Genomic DNA, 17,641 nt, shown 5'->3' with positions numbered 1-17,641 from the left:
GGTCCCGCAGCGCACCACCGGCCGGCACGGTTCAAGCGGCATCCGGCTCCGAGATCGACACCGCGGCCAACGCCGCCGACACCGCGGCGGCGGCGCGCACGTCCAGCCGCGCGCTCGTCCCCCGGGCCCGGTGCCGCATCTCGTCCGCGGCCAGCCGCAGCAGCTGCGGCAACAGGTCGGTGCACCGGCGGGCGACCCAGGCCGTACCCGCCGTGGCCAGCCACAGCAGGCTCGCCGACCTGGTCGGTACGGGGAACTCCGGTTCGGGCGAGGGGGCGATCCCCGTCGCCCTGTCCGTCTCCGCCAGCAGGGCGTGGAAGCGCAGGGCCAGTTGCCGGTGCCCCTGCTCCCCCGGATGCAGCCGGTCCGCGCTCCACATCGCGCGATCGGTGATCCACTCCTCCTCGGCCGCGTGCAGATGGACGGCGCCGTAGCGGTCGGAGAGGGCGTGCACCACCCGGTTCACCGCCCGCTGCCGCCGGGCCAGCGGACGGGCCAGGGAGCCCGGCAGGCCGAGCATCGAGCCGGGGTCGGGCAGACAGGCCGTCAGCAGTGTCGCCCCCTGCCCCGTGAAGGCCGCGTAGACCTTGTCCAGCCGCTCGGCGACGGCATGGATGTCGAAGGTGCAGCGCAGCGTGTCGTTGACGCCGATGACCACGGACACGACGTCCGGCTTCAGCTCGAGAGCGGCCGGAGTCTGCACCTCCAGCACCTCCCGGGTCTGCGCACCGCTGACCGCCAGGTTGGTGAACTCCACGGGCTCCTCGGCCAGCCCGCCGGCGAGCAGCGCGGCCCAGCCGCGCCACGCCTCGCCGACGGGATCGCCCACGCCCTCGGTCAGCGAGTCGCCGAGGGCGACGAAACGCACCGCTCTCATCCCACGCCCCCGGGCACGAAACGACGCACCGGCACCGTCGCGTCGTGCGCGGCGAGGAAGGCGTCCACCGCTGTGCTCCAGCCGAAGCACTCCGCACGCGCGCGTGCCGCCTCCCGCCGCTCCCGCTCGGGGAGTCCGAGCATCATGTCGACGGCGTCGGCGAAGGCTTCCCCGTGGTCGGCCGCGACGGCGCCCGCCGACCCGACGACCTCGGGCAGCGCGGACGACGTGCTCACGACGACGGGCGTGCCGCAGGCCATGGCCTCGAGCGCGGCCAGCCCGAACGTCTCTGCCGGCCCGGGAGCCAGGCACACGTCGGCCGAGGCCTGCAGCGCGCCCAGCGCGTCGCGGTCGGAGACGTGCCCGAGGAAGGTCACCGGCAGTCCGCGCTCGCGCGCCCTCAGTTCGAGCCGCGCCCGCAGCGGCCCGTCCCCGGCCACCACCAGTACGGCCTTCCTGCCGCGGCGCAGCAGCGCCTCGAGGGCGTCCAGCGCGGTGCCGGGCCGCTTCTCGACGGACAGCCGGGTGCAGGTGACCAGCAGCGTCTCGGCCCCGCGCGCATACCGGGCGCGCAGTTCCGCGTCGTACAGCGCGGGGTGCCGCTCCACCAGGTCGACGCCCAGCGGGGCGCGTACGACGTTGCGGGCGCCGATCCGTACGAACTCCCGCTCGGCGAACTCGGTGGTGCACACCACGCGCGCGTACGTGTGCGCCGTACGGACGTTGAGGGCGTCGGCGGCGCGCCGGGCCGCGTACTCGGGCAGTCCCCAGGTGCGCAGGACGCCGTCGGCGGTCTCGTGGGAGACCATGACGGCGGGGACCCGGGCCCGCCGGGCCCACTTGCCGGTCCAGCGCAGGGTCGTCCGGTCGGAGACCTCCAGGCGGTCCGGGGCCAAGTCCTCCAGCAGCCGGGTCACGCGCCGCTTGTCGGTCAGGACCCGGTAGCCGCCGGTGCCGGGCAGCAGCGGCCCGGGCAGGGTGATGACGCGGCCCTGCTCGGTGTCCCGGTCGTCGGCACGCTCGCCCGGCACGATGAGGACGGGTTCGTGTCCGGCGGCCTTGTAGCCCTTGCCCAGCTCGCGCAGGGCGGTGCGCAGACCGCCGGACGCGGGGGCCACGAAGTTGGCCAGTCGCACGATGCGCAGGGGGGTCATGCCGCCACCGCCGTCTTCCGGCGGGCACCGAGGACCGCCCCGTAGTGACCGATCAGCTGGTCGCCGACGGCGGCCCAGGTGCGCCCCTCGACCGTGGCGCGGGCGGTGGCGCCGAAGGCGATCCGGCGCTCCGTGTCCGCCGCCAGCAGGCGCACGGCCTCCCGGACGGCGTCGGCGTCGCGCGGCGGGACCAGCAGCCCGGTGCGGTCGTGGGCGACGAGGTCCAGGGGGCCGCCGACGGCCGGGGCGACCACCGGGACACCGCTGGCCATGGCTTCCTGGACCGTCTGGCAGAAGGTCTCGAAGGGCCCGGTGTGCGCGAAGACGTCCAGCGACGCGTAGATCCGGGCGAGGTCGTCGCCGGTGCGGCGGCCCAGGAAGACCGCGCCCGGCAGCACCTCCTCCAGGCTCGGCCGGCTCGGGCCGTCACCGACGATCACGACCTTCACGCCGTCCAGTCCGCAGACTCCGGCGAGCAGCTCGATGTGCTTCTCGGGGGCGAGCCGGCCGACGTAGCCGACGATCAGCTCCCCGTTCGGGGCGAGTTCGCGGCGCAGGGCGTTGTCGCGCAGGTCCGGGCGGAAGCGGACGGTGTCCACGCCGCGCGGCCAGAGCTTGACCCGGGGCACGCCGTGGGTCTCGAGGTCGTGCAGGGAGGCGCTGGAGGGAGCCAGGGTCAGGTCGGCGGCCGAGTGGACGGAGCGGATGCGCCGCCAGGCGGCGGCCTCTCCGGCGCCCATGTAGGTGCGGGCGTATCCGGCCAGGTCCGTCTGGTAGACGGCGACGGCCGGGACACCGAGCCGGGCGGCGGCGGCCATGCCGCGGACGCCGAGGACGAAGGGGCTCGCCAGGTGCACGATGTCGGCACGGTGCTCGACGATCGCCGCGGCGAGGCGCCGGCTGGGCAGCGCCACGCGGACCTGGGGATAGCCCGGGAGCGGGAGGGAGGGGACACGGATGACGGGGCACGGCGCCGAGGCGTCGGGCCGCTTGCCGGCGGTGGGAGGCGGGGCCGGCGCGACGACGAGCGGGGAATGACCGCGATCCACGAGGTGCCGGGCGGTCTGGAGCGCGCAGTGGGCCACGCCGTTCACATCGGGGGGAAAGGATTCGGTCACGATGACGACACGCATACCCGTGTTCTCGCCGGGCTGGACGTGGTCGCGTCAACGTGGATCTTTGCGAACGATGAACGTCCCGTGAGCGTTCCTTCGCACACCCAAGCAGGTCAGACCGTGTCCATGACCGTCTGACCCGCGGGTCACCCGTCGTTCACCTGACGGCCCCGAAAGGGCCCGGTGAACCTCTGTGCCTCCTCACACGGCGGGTCCGTCGGGGGCGATGCGGCTGCGTACGGCCGTCTGGACCTCGGCCTCCTCGGCCGGGTCGGCGGCCAGCCTGCGGAGCTGTTCCACGACCCTGGCGTCGCCGGTCTCGGCGTGCCGGGCGGCGATCTCACGGGTGGACTCCTCGCAGTCCCAGAGGCATTCCACGGCGAAGCCGGCGGGGAAGGAGGGGTCGGTGGCGGCGAGGGCGCGGGCGGCCCTGCCACGCAGATGGGAGGAGGCCGTCTCGCGGTAGATGTGGCGCAGGACGGGAGCGGCGCAGACGATGCCGAGCCGTCCGGTGCCGTCGACGAGGGTCCACAGGGTCGGGGCGTCGGGCCCCTCGCCCCGTACGGCCTCCCGCAGCGCCCCCAGGACGAGGTCCTTGTCCTCGGTGCCGCCCCGGCAGGCGAGCATGCGCCCGGCGGCGGCGCCCAGCGGGTCGGGCCGGTGGGCCCAGCCGCGCGCGCGGTCGACGGCGGCGATGCTGCGCATCCGTTCGAAGGCGTCGACGGCGGCCTCCACGACGACCGCCGAGCCGGTGGTCACGGCGCCCTCGATCAGGTCGAGGGCGCTTGGATCATTGCTGTCGGCGAGGTAGCGCAGCGCGGTGCAGCGGGCTCCGTCGCTGCCGTCGACGGCCGCCCGCAGGATCTCGGGCCGGTCCTCGGGGCCGGCGACGGCGACGAGACAGCGGGCGGCGGGGACGTGCAGCGCGGCACCGCGCTCGATGCCCTGCTGGGCCCACTCGAACACCGCTTGGACGCTCCACCCCGGACGGGGGCCGGTTGGTCGCATCTGGCGTTGCCATCGGTCGAAGCAGCCGGTCTCCTGGGCGGCACGCACGCGTGTGGCGATCGATTCGCGCGGGTCCTCCGCCCACAGCCGCCAGGGCCGTGGCTCAAAAGCGTCGCGTACGGCGACGGCCAGCTCGGCCTCGCCCTCGGCGTCGGTGGCGAAGCGGGCGAGCACGGGCGCGGCGAGGGCCCGTAGGCCGGCGTCGTCGTCGCGCAGCGCCAGCTCGTCCAGGGCCCAGGCCCAGTTGGAGCCGCTCGCGGCGTACCTGCGCAGCAACGCGAGCGCGTCCAGACGGCCGTAGGAGGCCAGGTGGCCGAGGACGGCCAGGGCGAGGCCCGTGCGGGACTCCTCGGTGTCGAAGGCGTCCTCGACGTCGAAGAGGTGGGCCTCGATCTCGTCCAGCTCGCCGTTGAGGTCGAGGTAGAGACGGGCGTAGTACAGGGAGCGGTTCTCCACCTGCCAGTCGTGGCGGGGATCGCGCAGCACGCAGTGGTTCAGGGCCGCGAGCGCCTCGGCGCGCGGGGCGGTGAGCGCGTGCAGCGTGCCGTCGCCGCGGCCCCGCTGGAGCAGGCCGAGCAGCGTACCGCTGGGCGCTATGACCGGTTCGAACATGGGAAACAGCCTCACATCAAGCGTCGACGCAACCGGGGGTCCTGCTTCACCTGGCCGCGTGACAACACGTCGGGGCGCCCGCCGTTTCCTGCTTGCTGTAGACCATCTTCCTCTGCCTCTCGTCAGTGGCCCGTGCGGACCGCATCACGGTCCGCGCGGTGCGGCAACCTCTGCCCGGCCATCGCGTCCGTGAATCACGACGTCATGATGACTCGGCACTTCGACCTGCCGCGACCGAAATTTCGGCGGCCCTGTACCGCCTCCCCCGTTTTCTGTGTTTTCGCTGGTCAGAACATGCGTATCAGTGTGCGCCGAACATTTCGAGCAGATCTGTCTTGCCGAACATTCGGGCCGTGTCGACGGCCGACGGAGTCCCCAGGGAGGGGTCGGCGCCCTCCTCCAGAAGGACCTTGATCACGTCCGTCTCACCCTTGAAGACGGCACCGGCGAGCGGGGTCTGACCCCGGTCGTTGACCTCGTCGGCGGGGGCGCCCCGGTCGAGCAGCGCGCGGACCGCCTCGGCGTGACCGTGGTAGGCGGCGAGCATCACGAGCGAGTCGCCCCGGTCGTTGGTGAGGCTGGCCGGAACACCCGCGTCGACGTACGCCACGAGCGCATCGGTGCGCCCCTGCCGGGCCAGATCGAAGATCTTGGTCGCCAGCTCCACGACCGCGGGGTCGGGGGCTTCAGTCATCGGCCGGACCGCCTCTCATACAACCGTTCAGGTGAATCGCAAGGGTACTGGTTGGCGCCGCACATGACCCGCTGCGCCGGAGGTAAAGATCACCGCAGACCCGGTCGGACGCAAGTGTCCTGCTCACCGGCCCGGAAGAGCTCGGCCGATCGGGTGAAATCCACCGAATTTCACCTAGTTGCACCTTTTATCGTATGGATACATCCTGTGATCCTGGAAGTACTCATGGTGACTGTCCCCAAGAACCAGGAGATCCAAATGATCCTGTCCATCTCAGGCGTGGTCCTGCTCGGCATCATCGTCTTCCTCTTCTTCCGCAAGGACGGCCTGAAGGCGTCGCACGCGCTGATCTCGGCCCTCTTCGGCTTCTACCTGGCGAGCACGGCGATCGCCCCGAGCATCAAGGCCGGCGGCGAGAGCCTGGCCAGCCTGCTCGGCGGCATCAGGTTCTGACGCCGCCCGTCCCGTCCGTACGCACCATCAGGAGACAGCCGTGGCCCGCCGCCCCCTCCCCCGCATCCTGAGCACAGGCAGCGCACAGATCGCCAAGAGCCGGGAGCTGGCCCGGACGGCGGCCGACAGCGCCACCGACGTGCTCCATCCGCTGATCACGATCACGCGCGGTCTGCGCCGGCTGGCGGGGGCCGGACGGCGCAGATGGGCCGAGACCCCCAAGGACAAGCGCGGACCGCTGCTGTTCCTGGTGGCGTCGGTGGTCCTGGTCGTGGCGCTCGTGCCGTACGGCCCGCTGCTCGCCGCCATCGTCGTGATGGCGGCGGCCGCCTGGCAGGGCCGCGACCGCAAACCGCCCGCCCCGGACGGCCCCGACGAGTCGCAGACGGAGCGCCTCAAGTCGCTCTACGAGGCCCTGGTCCCCTACTTCTCGACCCCCGAGGACCCCGCCCCTCTCTACGCCCACGGCGGCGAGTGGGAGAAGGCCTTCCCGACGTACGAGTTCGACGAGTCCGGTCGGGTCGCCGAGCTCGTGATCCGCTACCCCGCCTACTTCCCGGACGGCGAGTCCGAGGCCCGCGCGCGGATCGAGCAGCTGCTGCACGCCAAGTCGGGCCGCGGCCGGGAGTACCGCTTCGCCTGGGACGAGGAGGGCAACCAGCTCACGGTCACCGTCCTGTCCCCGCTGCCCACCGGCCTGAGCGCCCAGCGCTTCGTCACGGCACCGGGCGAGACGGTCCTCGGCTTCACCGACCCCTCCCAGGTCCAGCGCACGCTCCCCCTCACCTACGGTGAGGAACAGCGCGACGTCCCGCCGGTCGTCTGGCGCACCGGCGTCCGCTCCACCGAACCGCACCTGCTGGTGATGGGCCAGCCGGGCAGCGGCACCTCGACCCTGCTGCGCTCCATCGCCCTGCAGGCCCTGCAGCACGGTGACGTCGTGATCGTCGACGGGGGTGGCACCGGCGAGTACGCGTGCCTGACCGGCCGGGACGGAGTGCTCGCCGTCGAGTGCGGGCTGGCCGGAGCGCTGGCCAGCCTCGAATGGGCCGCCACCGAGACGGAGCGCCGGCTCATCGCGGCCAACCGCGCCCGTCAGGCCGGGCACCCGCCGCCGGAGGACACCAAGCGCCCGCTGTGGGTCCTGCTGGACCACCCCACGGCCTTCACCCACCTCGCCGCCGCGGACGGCCGCAAGGACCCGCAGGCCCTGCTCCAGGTCCCGCTGCGGCACGGCCGCGCCGCCAACGTCACGGTGGTGGTCGCCGACCAGTTCGACAACAAGGACACACTGACCGACGCGGTACGGCAGCACACACGCGCGCGTGTCGTGCTCGGACCGGCGACGGCGGGGCAGCTGGAGGCGGTGCTGGGGGCACCGCCGCACACGACGCCGGTCGCCGACGTCCCGCCCGGCCGCGGCTACGCGCGTCTGGGCGCCGGACCGGTGCACCGGCTCCAGGTCCCCGCCACTCCGGACCCCTACGACGACGCCACCAGCGACGCGGACCGGCAGGCGGTGCTGGCCCTCCTGCCCCCGCGGACCGCCCCGGCCGACGCGGAGGGGATGGCGGCCGACGGGATCGAGGCCGAGGCGGTCGAGACGGAACCGGTGGCCGCGAAGGCCGTGGCAGCCGAGACGTCCTAGGAACATGGCGAAGCCGGCGCGAGCGGATGTCGCTCGCCCGCGTCGGCGACCCGCCGCCTCAGCGCCCGGCCACCACGGCTACGCCACGAACGTCCTCGGCGTCTCCCCGCCCCCGGACGCCCCCGTCTCCACCAGCTTCGCGGCGGCGGCCAGCCTCACCGCCGCCTCGTCGGCCACCGCACCGCCCACGGTGAACGGCAGCCGCACATACCCCTCGAAGGCACCGTCTACCCCGAAACGCGGCCCGGAGGGGACCCGTACGCCGACCCGCTCCCCCGCCTCCGCCAACCGGGACCCGGACAGACCCCCCGTGCGGACCCACAGCGTCAGCCCGCCCCGGGGCACCTCGAACTCCCAGTCCGGCAGCTCCCGCCGCACCGCCGCGACCAGGGCGTCCCGGTTCTCCCGGGCCTGCTCCCGGCGGATGTCGACGGCCTCGGCCCAGCCGCCCGTGTTGAACAGCCAGTTCACCGCCAGCTGCTCCAGCACCGGCGTGCCCAGATCCGCGTACGCACGCGCGGCGACCAGGCTGCGGATCACGTCGGGTGCCGCGCGCACCCAGCCGATGCGCATGCCCGCCCAGAACGCCTTGCTGGCCGAGCCGACGGTGATGACGCTGGACCCGGCCGGGTCGAAGGCGCACACCGGCCGTGGCATCTCGACGTCCTCGTCGAGCCACAGCTCGCTCATCGTCTCGTCCGCGATCAGCACCGTTCCCGCCGACCGGGCCGCCTCCACGAGCTGCCGCCGCTGGTCCTCGCCCGCGAGCGCGCCGGTGGGGTTGTGGAAGTCGGCGACGATGTAGGCGAGCCGCGGTGCCGCGTCGCGCAGCACCTGACGCCAGCGGTCCAGATCCCAGCCCTCGAGTCCTTCGGCCATCGCGACCGGCACCAGCCGCGCCCCCGCCTCCCGCATCAGCTGCAGGATGTTGGCGTACGAGGGCGACTCGACGGCGATGCGCTCGCCGCGGCCCGCGAAGAGATGGCAGATGGCGTCGATGGCGCCCATCGCGCCCGTGGTGACCATGATCTGCTCGGGCATCGTCGGGATCCCGCGCGCGGTGTAGCGGTCGGCGATCATCGAGCGCAGGGCCGGGAGCCCTGCCGGATAGTCGCCGTGGGTGTGGGCGTAAGGCGGCAGTTCCTCCAGTGCGCCCTGCACGGCCCGGGTCAGCCAGGGTTCGGGAGCGGGCAGCGCCGCGCAGCCCAGGTCGATCATCGAGCCGAGGGCCTCGGGGGGCAGCGGTTCCAGCCCGCGCGCGGGGAGCGGATTTCCTGCCGGTACGGCCGTCCAGCTGCCCGCGCCGCGCCTCGACTCCAGGAAGCCCTCGGTGCGCAGCGCCTCGTAGGCCGCGGCGACCGTCGTACGGCTCACGGACAGGGCGAGGGCCAGTTCGCGCTCCGCGGGCAGACGGGCGGCCACCGGGACGCGGCCCTCCAGCACCAGCAGCCGGATGCCGTCGGCCAGCGCCCGGTAGGCGGGCGGGCGGCGGGTGCCGGGGCCGGCGGGGCGGTCCTGCTGGGAGTTGAGCATCCGAGCGAGCTGCGCGGCACCCATCGCCGACGTCCAATGGGCCATGGGAATCAGTCCACCTTCCTCGAATTGGCCATGGATGACACTTCCACCCACGCCCCAGGGTGACATGCATCAGGCCACCACGACCACCAGGGGGTACGACTTGAGATCCGCGAAGCCCGGTTCCAGCAGCCACCGTCTCGGGCGACGGCTGATCCAGCTCTACGCCGGACTCGTCCTGTACGGCGTGAGTTCCGCGCTGCTCGTCGAGGCGGGGCTGGGGCTGGAGCCCTGGGGCGTGCTGCACCAGGGCCTGGCCCGGCTCACCGGGCTGACGATCGGCGTCGTGTCGATCATCGTGGGCGCGGCGGTGCTGCTCCTGTGGATCCCGCTGCGTCAGCGTCCGGGCCTCGGCACGGTCTCCAACGTCTTCGTCGTCGGGCTCGCCATGGACGGCACCCTCGACCTCGTGCCCGACGTGCGCTCCCTGCTCCTGCGGATCCCGCTCCTCGTGGCCGCCGTCCTGCTCAACGGTGTCGCCACCGGGCTCTACATCTCCGCCCGCTTCGGGCCGGGCCCGCGGGATGGTCTGATGACGGGGCTGCACCGCCGTACCGGACGGTCGATCAGGCTGATGCGGACGGGGATCGAGGTGGCGGTCGTGGCCACCGGATTCGCGCTTGGCGGCACGGTCGGCGTCGGAACGGTCCTGTACGCGCTCTCCATCGGTCCGCTCGCCCAGCTCTTCCTGCGGGTGTTCGACGTCCCCGCGGCATCCGGCGGCAGCACGGTGGTTGTCGAAGGGCAACCGGAGGGGGCGATACTGCGACGGTGACCTCGCGGATACGCCACCCCTATCTCGATCATCCCGGCCCGATCGCCTTCGCCCACCGGGGCGGGGCCGCGGACGGTCTGGAGAACACCGTGCTGCAGTTCCGGCGGGCGGTGGAGACGGGGTACCGGTACATCGAGACCGATGTGCACACCACGGCGGACGGCAGGCTGGTCGCCTTCCACGACGCGACGCTCGACCGGGTGACGGACGGTGCCGGGCGCATAGCGGACCTGCCGTGGAAGGAAGTGAGCCACGCGCGCGTGGCGGGCAAGGAGCCGGTGCCGCTCTTCGAGGAGCTGCTGGAGACCTTCCCCGAGGTGCGCTGGAACGTCGACCTCAAGGCCGAGGCCTCGCTCCACCCCTTCCTGGAGCTCGTCGAGCGGGCGAACGCCTGGGACCGCATCTGTGTCGGCTCCTTCTCCGAGGCCCGGGTGATCCGCGCCCAGCGGCTGGCCGGGCCGCGTCTGGCGACCTCGTACGGCACCCGGGGCGTGCTCAATCTGCGGCTGCGCTCCTGGGGTGTGCCGGCCGCGCTGCGCCGCTCCGCCGTCGCCGCCCAGGTGCCCGAGGCACAGTCCGGCATCCAGGTCGTCGACCACCGCTTCGTCCGCGCCGCCCACGCACGCGGACTGCAGGTGCACGTGTGGACCATCAACGAGGCCGATCGGATGCACCGGCTCCTGGACCTGGGAGTCGATGGCATCATGACCGATCACATCGACACGTTGCGCAAGGTCATGGAGGACCGCGGCGTCTGGGTGCCCCACACCTGACACTCCCCGCACCACCGCCCCCCTTGGCACGGCACCTTCGGCGGGGAAGCGAGGGCACGGGTGAGCACCGACACCGTGCGGGCGGAAGCCAACGACCTGCGGCGCGAGCAGCGCGGCTGGTACTTCTACGACTGGGCCTGCTCCGTCTACTCGACGAGCGTGCTCACCGTGTTCCTGGGTCCCTATCTGACCTCGGTCGCCAAGGCGGCGGCCGACGCCGACGGATACGTCCATCCGCTCGGGGTCCCGGTGCGGGCCGGGTCGTTCTTCGCGTACTGCGTGTCCGCGTCCGTGATCGTGTCGATCCTGGTGATGCCACTGGTGGGCGCCGCCGCCGACCGCACGGGACGCAAGAAACCGCTGCTGGCCGCCTGCGCCTACGTGGGGGCGGCCGCCACGACCGGGCTGTTCTTCCTGTCCGGGGACCGCTATCTGCTGGGCGGACTGCTGCTGATCGTCGCCAACTCGTCCGTGGCCGTCTCGATGGTCGTCTACAACTCCTATCTGCCGCAGATCGCCCCGCCCGAGGACCGCGACCGGGTCTCCTCGCGCGGCTGGGCCTTCGGCTACGCGGCCGGTTCGTCGATGCTGATCGTCAACCTGGTGCTGTTCACGGCACACGACTCCTTCGGCCTGACCGAGTCGACGGCCGTCCGCATCTGCCTGGCCTCCGCGGGCCTGTGGTGGGGCGCCTTCACCCTCGTACCCCTCAGGCGGTTGCTCGACCGCCATACGACCGCCTCAGCACCTCCCGTCCACGGCTGGCGGCAGCTCGCGTCCACCGTCCGGGACATGCGCGCCAAGCCCCTCACGCTCTCCTTCCTGCTCGCCTACCTCATCTACAACGACGGCATCCAGACCGTGATCTCGCAGGCGTCGGTCTACGGCTCCGAGGAACTCGGCCTGAGCCAGTCCACGCTGATCACGGCGGTGCTGATGGTCCAGGTGCTGGCGGTCGCGGGGGCGCTCGGGATGGGGCGGCTGGCGCGGACGTACGGGGCCAAGCGCACCATCCTCGGCTCGCTGGTGGCGTGGACGGTGACGCTGGCGGCCGGCTACTTCCTGCCGGCCGGTGCGCCGGTGTGGTTCTTCGTCCTGGCGGCCGGCATCGGCCTGGTGCTCGGCGGCAGCCAGGCCCTGTCCCGCTCCCTGTTCTCCCATCTGGTCCCGCCGGGCAAGGAGGCCGAGTACTTCTCGGCGTACGAGATGAGCGATCGGGGTATGAGCTGGCTCGGTCCGCTCCTGTTCGGGTTCACCTACCAGCTGACTGGAAGTTATCGCGACGCGATCATCTCTCTGGTGGCCTTCTTCGTCATCGGATTCGCCCTGCTCGCACGGGTTCCGGTGCGGCAGGCGATCAACGACGCGGGCAATCCCGTTCCCGAGAGGATTTAGCGCCGGAGGCGAAAGGGCTGTAGTGTACGCGTTTGGCCTGCCAGGCGTACCGTTACTGCGCGTCAAAGATGACGAAACGCTGGGTGACATCTGCTAGCAGATGTGACAAACCGGGCGACGGTGGGTACAACAAGGGGCGGCTACGACGGCGACGCATGACCCGGAACGGGACTCGGAACGGGAATCTTTACCGCCGACCGGACGTTGACCGGATGACGACGACAGCGACACCTGTCCTGTGGGCGACAAGCCCGGGAGGCACGATTCATGAGTGAGCGAGCTCTTCGCGGCACGCGCCTCGTGGTGACCAGCTACGAGACGGACCGCGGCATCGACCTGGCCCCGCGCCAGGCCGTGGAGTACGCATGCGAGAAGGGGCACCGCTTCGAGATGCCCTTCTCGGTCGAGGCGGAGATCCCGCCGGAGTGGGAGTGCAAGGTCTGCGGGGCCCAGGCACTCCTCGTCGATGGCGACGGCCCGGAAGAGAAGAAGGCCAAGCCCGCGCGTACGCACTGGGACATGCTGATGGAGCGGCGCACCCGCGAGGAACTCGAAGAGGTCCTTGAGGAGCGCCTGGCCGTTCTGCGTTCGGGGGCGATGAACATCGCCGTCCATCCGCGGGACAGCCGCAAGTCGGCCTAGTCCCTCCCAGGGCCGGGCGTACGACAACGAAACACACGACTGCGGGCGCCCTACGTGAGGTCATCACGTAGGGCGCCCGCAGTCGTGCGTCCCCGGAGCGCTCAGCGCGTCAGCGGCGGGCGCGGCCCCTGCGGGGCGTCACCGCGCGGCTCGTCGTCCCGCACGACCTCGCCCTGCACGACCTTGCCGTCGGGGCGGTGGATGCGGGCCTGCTGGAAGGCGTCCCCGAAGCTGCCCGCGGCGGCCTCGCGCAGCTTGCGGTCGAAGGTGCGCTCCGCGCTGCGACTGAGAGCCTTCTGAACCGGCGGAACGAGCAGGAGCAGACCGACCGCGTCCGAGATCAGGCCGGGGATCATGAGCAGCAGACCGCCCAGCATCAGCAGGCCGTTACCGCCGCCGCGCTGCGGGGTTCCGCCGCGCTGCAGCGCCTCGTTGAGGTTCTGGAAGGCGCGCCGGCCCGCCTTCTTGATCACCGCGCCGCCGAGCACGAACCCGGCGAGCAGCAGCAGGAACACCACGAACCCGCTCGACGCCCCGGCGACCACGGTCAGCAGCCAGATCTCCAGCACCAGCCAGGCCGCGACGCCGAGCGGCAGGAAGGTACGCAGCCGGGAGCGCCGGGGCCGGGCGGGATACGTGGGGGTCGGAGCACCAGTCGTCATGCGTCCAGTGTGCCTGGCCCCGGCTCAGAGCGGGATAAACGAACGATCAGCCGGGTCTGTGAGCCGTACGCCGGTGGCGATCAGGCCTTCTTCCCGCGGCTCCGGACCCTGGCGACCCGCTCCGAGGCGCCCCACGCGGTGACCCGCCACAGCGCCTCGACGAGGATGTCGCGGCTCATCTTGGAGTCGCCGAGTTCGCGCTCGACGAAGGTGATGGGGACCTCGACGACGTGGTATCCGGCCTTGACCGCGCGCCGGGCGAGGTCCACCTGGAAGCAGTAGCCCTGCGAGGCGACCTGGTCGAGGCCGAGGCCCTCGAGGGTCTCGCGGCGGAAGGCGCGGTAGCCGCCGGTGATGTCGCGCAGCGGCAGATCCAGGGCGAGGCGGGAGTACAGGCTGCCGCCGCGGGAGATGAACTCGCGGGACTTGGGCCAGTTCACCACGCGGCCCCCGGGCACCCAGCGGGAGCCGAGGACCAGGTCGGCGCTCTTGAGGGCGGTGAGCAGACGGGGCAGTTCCTCGGGCTGGTGGGAGCCGTCGGCGTCCATCTCGACGACCACGCCGTAGCCGTTGTCCAGGGCCCAGCGGAAGCCCGCGAGGTAGGCGGCGCCCAGGCCCTCCTTGCCCTTGCGGTGCATGACGTGGACGTGATCGTCCTCGGCGGCCAGCTCATCGGCCAGCTTGCCGGTGCCGTCAGGGCTGTTGTCGTCGGCCACGAGGACGTGCGCCTCGGGAACGGACTTGCGGACCCGGCCGACGATCTTCTTGATGTTCTCCGCCTCGTTGTAGGTCGGGATGATCACCAAGGCCGTGCCGAGCGGGCCGAACTGCCTCTTGCCGGCCTGTGCCGCGAGGGTTCCGTCGCCGTCGTTCACTGCTGCCCCTTCATGTCCGTACGCAGGACGTCCACCATAGTGGCCGCGGCCTGCGCAGACGTGCCAGGACGTTCGTATGGTGGTGTCGATTCCACAAGAGTGGGGTAAGAGTGCCCTTCCAGGCCTTTTGCCCCCGTGGCGTCCTCGCATGCCTGGCAGTGACATGCTGCGGATGGGGGCCCGGCGCCCTTCGGGCCGACCTGGGACCCGCTGGCTGCGGGTCGACCGAAAGCCGTTGTCTACTGAACGACCGGGCCCCACCCGGGTCACACCTTCCCGACCGGCCGGAACGTTCCCTCGCCGCGTCGCGGGCGCTGAGCCTGGCTCCCAGTGGCGGTGCCCCGGTGCGGCACACCGTCCCTGACCCAGCGGCGCCGCGGGCGAGTGCGCGGAAGTCCCCCGGTAGGGCGTCCGGTGGTGGACTCGGCCGAACCTATCGGCCCCGTGCGGCCGCCTGTCAACAGCCGTTTGACCTGCGGCTATTCGATCAATGACCTGGTCAGCGGGGCGGAGGCGCAGGTCGCGCGACGAGGCCCGGGGCCCCGTTCGGACCTGCACCACCCCGGGAGATCACTCGCCCGGCCGTACGAAGACCGTCCGCCCGCCGACCACCGTGCGCAGACAGACGGGCAGGTCACGGCCCGGGGTGAGATCGGGCAGGCCCGGAGTGCCGGAGCGGGGATCGGTCGACCAGCGCGCGACACGGTCGTCGGGAGCCTGCACGACCAGTTCGTCGGTACGCCAGACGGCGTAGTCGGCCGGCGCGCCCGGGACGAGCACGCCCGCGTCGTCACGGCCGATCGCACGCCAGCCGCCGCGCGTGTGGGCGGTGAAGGCGGCGCGGACGGAGACGCGGTGCTCCGGAGTGCGGTGGAAGGCGGCCGCGCGGACCGTGCCCCACGGATCGAGCGGGGTGACCGGGCTGTCGGACCCGAAGGCGAGGGGCACCCCGGCCCGCAGCAGGGCGGCGAAGGGATTGAGCGTGCAGGCCCGCTCTACTCCCAGCCGCTGGGCGTAGAGGCCGCCCTCGCCGCCCCACAGGGCGTCGAAGGCGGGCTGCACCGAGGCGGTCAGGCCGAGTTCGGCGAAGGCGGCGATCGTCTCGGGCGTCAGCATCTCGGCGTGCTCGACGCGGTGCCGGGAGGCGCGGATCCGGGCGAGGCCCATTTTCTCGGCGGCTGCCCGGACCCCGTCGACCACGGCGGTCACGGCCGCGTCGCCGATCGCGTGGAAGCCCCCCTGGAGGCCGGCCTCGGTGCAGGCGACGACATGGGCCGCGACGGCGGCCGCGTCGAGGTAGGCGGCGCCCGTGTGGTCGGCGTCGGTGTACGGCCGGTGCAGACAGGCGGTGTGGGAGCCGAGGGCGCCGTCGACGAAGAGGTCTCCGGCCGCGCCGACCGCCCCCAGCCCGCGGGCCTTCTCCACGTCCTGTTCGGCCCAGTAGCCGACCACCCGGGGGGTCGGCTCCTCGGCGGCGAGCCGCAGCAGACCGGTGAAGTCGTCCTCGGAGGAGATCTCGGGGCCACCGCACTCGTGGACCGAGCCGATGCCGAGGGAGGCCGCGTGGGCGAGGGCCGCGCGCTGCGCCCCGGCGCGCTGCTGCGGCGTCACGGCTGCGAACGCGGCCGCGCGGACGGCGTGGTGGGCATCGGCGGTGAGCGGTCCGTCGAGGGCCTCGAGCCCGTGGACCCTGTCCAGCAGGGCCGTGGTCACCACCGCCGAGTGGACGTCGATCCGGCTCAGATACAGAGGACGTCCGCCGGTGGCCTCGTCCAGCTCCGCGCGCGTCGGCGGCCGTCCACCGGGCCACCGGGAGGCGTCCCAGCCGTGCCCGAGCAGGACACGGTCCTCGGGCCGGCCTGCGGCGAACTCCCGTACGAGGGCGAGGGCCGCCTCCAGCGTGGGCGCGCCGGACAGGTCGAGGCCGGTGAGCGCAAGCCCGGTGGAGGTGGTGTGCACATGGGCGTCGGTGAAGGCGGGGGTGACGAGGGCACCTTCGAGATCGACCACTTCGTCGACCCCGTCCGCGAAGGCGTCGGCGGCCCCTTCGGATCCGACCCAGGCGACCTGTCCGGCCTCCACGACCATCGCGGTCGCGAAGGGGTCGGCGGGGCTGTGGACCTCGCCGCGGCGGAGGAGGACGGTGCTGGGCTCGGGGCTGCGCTCACTCATGGGGACAGTCTCCCGTGCCCCCGCGCGCCCCCTGCACACGGGGGCGGCGCCCGTGCGGTCAGATCCTCGGCGGGCGGGCCTCGTAGGGCGTGGAAAGAACCACCGTCGTCCGCGTGGAGACCCCCGCCAGCGTGCGCAGCCGGGCCAGGAGCTCCTCCAGCTCGTGGGGGGTGGCCACCCGGACCTTGAGGATGTAGTTCTCGTCGCCCGCGACGCTGTGGCAGGCCTCGATCTCGGGAACGCCGGCGAGGCGTTCCGCGATGTCGTCCGGCGCGCTGGGATCGAAGGGTTTCACCGAGATGAACGCGGTCATGGGCAGCCCGACGGCCTCGGGGTCGACCACCGCGGCATAGCCGCGGATGACGCCACGCTGTTCCAGCCGGCGCACCCGCTGGTGCACGGCCGACGTGGACAGGCCCGTGGCCTTGCCCAGGTCTGTGTAGCTCATCCGCCCGTCCTTGACGAGCAGCTGCACGATCTGACGGTCCAGCTCCTCCATGCGGCAGAACCTACAGTGCGGGTGATCTCCTCGGATACCTGAGCAGCCCAGGTCATACCCGGTTTGTGATGTGGGCGAGAGCGGTCCGTGAGCCGTTCGGGCGACAGACGGTCCGCCAGCGGCACCTGCGAGCGGCATGTGACGAACGCCACATACGCCGAGACATCTCCGTGATGGTCTCGTGATTACCTCCGAGAGCGGACGGGAAGTGCTTGCTGTGGTCGAGGCCGCAGCGCCTTCACGGCCCCAGCCCAAGGGGGAGTTATCCATGCAGAGTCTCAAGCGCCCTGGTCGCACCGCGCCCAAGCGGCTCCACTCGGTCGTCGAGCCCGAGCCGGAGGGCGTCGAACCCGACGCCTACGACGACGAGGAACTCGACGCGTACGACACCTTCGAGATGTTCCGGGTGGTCTGCCCGGACTGCGCGCAGCCCATCGCCCTGCTCGCCGACGAGGAGGTCCTGCCGGAGCACGCGCTGTGCGCCTCACCGTGGAACCCGTTCGGCCTGACGGTCTGTGCCGGTACGGGCCGCAGGGCCGCCGAGGCCCGCTCCGCGGACGAGTCCGCACAGGCCCAGGAGCAGGACACCGCCCTTCTGTTGACGCTCCCTCAGGGGCTCGACTGGCGGACGCAGCCGTTCTCGCACGTCGGCGGCCCGGGCTCGCGCCCGATGCGTGTGCCGGTGATGCGCCGTCAGGCCGCCTGAACCGCC

At 72.4% G+C, this 17,641-nt stretch carries 17 protein-coding genes; 7 read left to right on the top strand and 10 right to left on the bottom strand.

The window, feature by feature from the left end:
* Window positions 1-31: 31 nt before the first annotated feature.
* From ABZZ74_RS31990 to ABZZ74_RS31970, 5 genes are all read right to left on the bottom strand, one after another.
* The gene (locus tag ABZZ74_RS31990) at window positions 32-877 is read right to left on the bottom strand and encodes an SGNH/GDSL hydrolase family protein (protein WP_356770861.1); all 846 of its coding nucleotides are present in this window, start codon (window positions 875-877) and stop codon (window positions 32-34) included.
* The gene (locus ABZZ74_RS31985) at window positions 874-2,031 is read right to left on the bottom strand and encodes a glycosyltransferase (RefSeq protein ID WP_356770859.1); all 1,158 of its coding nucleotides are present in this window, start codon (window positions 2,029-2,031) and stop codon (window positions 874-876) included. Before ABZZ74_RS31985 ends, ABZZ74_RS31990 begins: the two co-directional genes overlap by 4 nt.
* Window positions 2,028-3,164, bottom strand: coding sequence for a glycosyltransferase family 1 protein (locus ABZZ74_RS31980; protein WP_356770857.1), 1,137 nt, complete (start codon window positions 3,162-3,164; stop codon window positions 2,028-2,030). The genes ABZZ74_RS31985 and ABZZ74_RS31980 overlap by 4 nt, the downstream gene beginning before the upstream one ends.
* Window positions 3,165-3,347: 183 nt before the next feature.
* Window positions 3,348-4,766 carry a HEAT repeat domain-containing protein gene (locus tag ABZZ74_RS31975; protein WP_356770855.1) on the bottom strand — a complete coding sequence of 473 codons (1,419 nt, stop codon included), beginning with the start codon at window positions 4,764-4,766 and terminating at the stop codon, window positions 3,348-3,350.
* A 301-nt stretch (window positions 4,767-5,067) separates the two neighbouring features.
* Window positions 5,068-5,460 carry an ankyrin repeat domain-containing protein gene (locus ABZZ74_RS31970; protein WP_356770853.1) on the bottom strand — a complete coding sequence of 131 codons (393 nt, stop codon included), beginning with the start codon at window positions 5,458-5,460 and terminating at the stop codon, window positions 5,068-5,070.
* Between the two features lie 258 nt (window positions 5,461-5,718).
* Here ABZZ74_RS31970 and ABZZ74_RS31965 point away from each other — a divergent pair, with 258 nt between their 5' ends.
* Window positions 5,719-5,913, top strand: coding sequence for a hypothetical protein (locus tag ABZZ74_RS31965; RefSeq protein WP_208778733.1), 195 nt, complete (start codon window positions 5,719-5,721; stop codon window positions 5,911-5,913).
* A gap of 40 nt (window positions 5,914-5,953) precedes the next feature.
* On the top strand, window positions 5,954-7,561 hold the full coding sequence (locus ABZZ74_RS31960) for an ATP-binding protein (RefSeq protein WP_356770851.1): 1,608 nt from the start codon (window positions 5,954-5,956) through the stop codon (window positions 7,559-7,561).
* Between the two features lie 78 nt (window positions 7,562-7,639).
* Here ABZZ74_RS31960 and ABZZ74_RS31955 read toward each other — a convergent pair whose 3' ends face one another.
* The gene (locus ABZZ74_RS31955; RefSeq protein ID WP_356770849.1) at window positions 7,640-9,139 is read right to left on the bottom strand and encodes a PLP-dependent aminotransferase family protein; all 1,500 of its coding nucleotides are present in this window, start codon (window positions 9,137-9,139) and stop codon (window positions 7,640-7,642) included.
* A gap of 64 nt (window positions 9,140-9,203) precedes the next feature.
* Here ABZZ74_RS31955 and ABZZ74_RS31950 point away from each other — a divergent pair, with 64 nt between their 5' ends.
* From ABZZ74_RS31950 to ABZZ74_RS31935, 4 genes are all read left to right on the top strand, one after another.
* Window positions 9,204-9,911, top strand: a complete 708-nt coding sequence (locus tag ABZZ74_RS31950) for a hypothetical protein (protein ID WP_356770847.1) — start codon at window positions 9,204-9,206, stop codon at window positions 9,909-9,911.
* Window positions 9,908-10,684: a glycerophosphodiester phosphodiesterase gene (locus ABZZ74_RS31945; protein WP_356770845.1), complete on the top strand. Its 777-nt coding sequence runs from the start codon at window positions 9,908-9,910 to the stop codon at window positions 10,682-10,684. Before ABZZ74_RS31950 ends, ABZZ74_RS31945 begins: the two co-directional genes overlap by 4 nt.
* Before the next feature lie 60 nt (window positions 10,685-10,744).
* A complete protein-coding gene (locus tag ABZZ74_RS31940) occupies window positions 10,745-12,079 on the top strand; it encodes an MFS transporter (RefSeq protein ID WP_356770843.1) in 1,335 nt (444 codons plus the stop codon).
* A gap of 267 nt (window positions 12,080-12,346) precedes the next feature.
* Window positions 12,347-12,721, top strand: a complete 375-nt coding sequence (locus ABZZ74_RS31935) for an RNA polymerase-binding protein RbpA (RefSeq protein WP_003977404.1) — start codon at window positions 12,347-12,349, stop codon at window positions 12,719-12,721.
* A 101-nt stretch (window positions 12,722-12,822) separates the two neighbouring features.
* Here ABZZ74_RS31935 and fxsA read toward each other — a convergent pair whose 3' ends face one another.
* The 4 genes from fxsA to ABZZ74_RS31915 all read right to left on the bottom strand — a co-directional run bounded on the left by fxsA (window position 12,823) and on the right by ABZZ74_RS31915 (window position 16,929).
* Complete coding sequence (fxsA, locus tag ABZZ74_RS31930) at window positions 12,823-13,383, bottom strand: FxsA family membrane protein (RefSeq protein ID WP_133044804.1); 561 nt, start codon at window positions 13,381-13,383, stop codon at window positions 12,823-12,825.
* An 80-nt stretch (window positions 13,384-13,463) separates the two neighbouring features.
* Window positions 13,464-14,258, bottom strand: coding sequence for a polyprenol monophosphomannose synthase (locus ABZZ74_RS31925; protein WP_356770841.1), 795 nt, complete (start codon window positions 14,256-14,258; stop codon window positions 13,464-13,466).
* Between the two features lie 570 nt (window positions 14,259-14,828).
* Window positions 14,829-16,430 carry an amidohydrolase gene (locus ABZZ74_RS31920; protein WP_356770839.1) on the bottom strand — a complete coding sequence of 534 codons (1,602 nt, stop codon included), beginning with the start codon at window positions 16,428-16,430 and terminating at the stop codon, window positions 14,829-14,831.
* Window positions 16,431-16,488: 58 nt separating this feature from the next.
* Window positions 16,489-16,929, bottom strand: a complete 441-nt coding sequence (locus ABZZ74_RS31915; RefSeq protein WP_020138156.1) for an Lrp/AsnC family transcriptional regulator — start codon at window positions 16,927-16,929, stop codon at window positions 16,489-16,491.
* 268 nt (window positions 16,930-17,197) lie between these two features.
* Between ABZZ74_RS31915 and ABZZ74_RS31910 the strand changes: the two genes are divergently transcribed.
* Complete coding sequence (locus tag ABZZ74_RS31910; RefSeq protein WP_356770837.1) at window positions 17,198-17,635, top strand: hypothetical protein; 438 nt, start codon at window positions 17,198-17,200, stop codon at window positions 17,633-17,635.
* Window positions 17,636-17,641: the final 6 nt, after the last annotated feature.

Origin of the sequence: Streptomyces sp. NPDC006476 (assembly GCF_040612015.1) — a bacterium.
In the GTDB taxonomy this organism is placed as follows: domain Bacteria; phylum Actinomycetota; class Actinomycetes; order Streptomycetales; family Streptomycetaceae; genus Streptomyces; species Streptomyces griseorubiginosus_B.
Note: the sequence above shows the minus strand (reverse complement) of the source record. Positions and strands in the feature narration are given on the sequence as shown.

Bases quoted from the DNA above. Each gene is read 5' to 3' on its own strand.
- ABZZ74_RS31990 (WP_356770861.1), bottom strand. From the start codon at position 877: ATGAGAGCGGTGCGTTTCGTCGCCCTCGGCGACTCGCTGACCGAGGGC.
- ABZZ74_RS31985 (WP_356770859.1), bottom strand. From the start codon at position 2,031: ATGACCCCCCTGCGCATCGTGCGACTGGCCAACTTCGTGGCCCCCGCG.
- ABZZ74_RS31980 (WP_356770857.1), bottom strand. From the start codon at position 3,164: ATGCGTGTCGTCATCGTGACCGAATCCTTTCCCCCCGATGTGAACGGC.
- ABZZ74_RS31975 (WP_356770855.1), bottom strand. From the start codon at position 4,766: ATGTTCGAACCGGTCATAGCGCCCAGCGGTACGCTGCTCGGCCTGCTC.
- ABZZ74_RS31970 (WP_356770853.1), bottom strand. From the start codon at position 5,460: ATGACTGAAGCCCCCGACCCCGCGGTCGTGGAGCTGGCGACCAAGATC.
- ABZZ74_RS31965 (WP_208778733.1), top strand. From the start codon at position 5,719: ATGATCCTGTCCATCTCAGGCGTGGTCCTGCTCGGCATCATCGTCTTC.
- ABZZ74_RS31955 (WP_356770849.1), bottom strand. From the start codon at position 9,139: ATGGCCCATTGGACGTCGGCGATGGGTGCCGCGCAGCTCGCTCGGATG.
- ABZZ74_RS31950 (WP_356770847.1), top strand. From the start codon at position 9,204: ATGCATCAGGCCACCACGACCACCAGGGGGTACGACTTGAGATCCGCG.
- ABZZ74_RS31935 (WP_003977404.1), top strand. From the start codon at position 12,347: ATGAGTGAGCGAGCTCTTCGCGGCACGCGCCTCGTGGTGACCAGCTAC.
- fxsA (WP_133044804.1), bottom strand. From the start codon at position 13,383: ATGACGACTGGTGCTCCGACCCCCACGTATCCCGCCCGGCCCCGGCGC.
- ABZZ74_RS31920 (WP_356770839.1), bottom strand. From the start codon at position 16,430: ATGAGTGAGCGCAGCCCCGAGCCCAGCACCGTCCTCCTCCGCCGCGGC.
- ABZZ74_RS31915 (WP_020138156.1), bottom strand. From the start codon at position 16,929: ATGGAGGAGCTGGACCGTCAGATCGTGCAGCTGCTCGTCAAGGACGGG.
- ABZZ74_RS31910 (WP_356770837.1), top strand. From the start codon at position 17,198: ATGCAGAGTCTCAAGCGCCCTGGTCGCACCGCGCCCAAGCGGCTCCAC.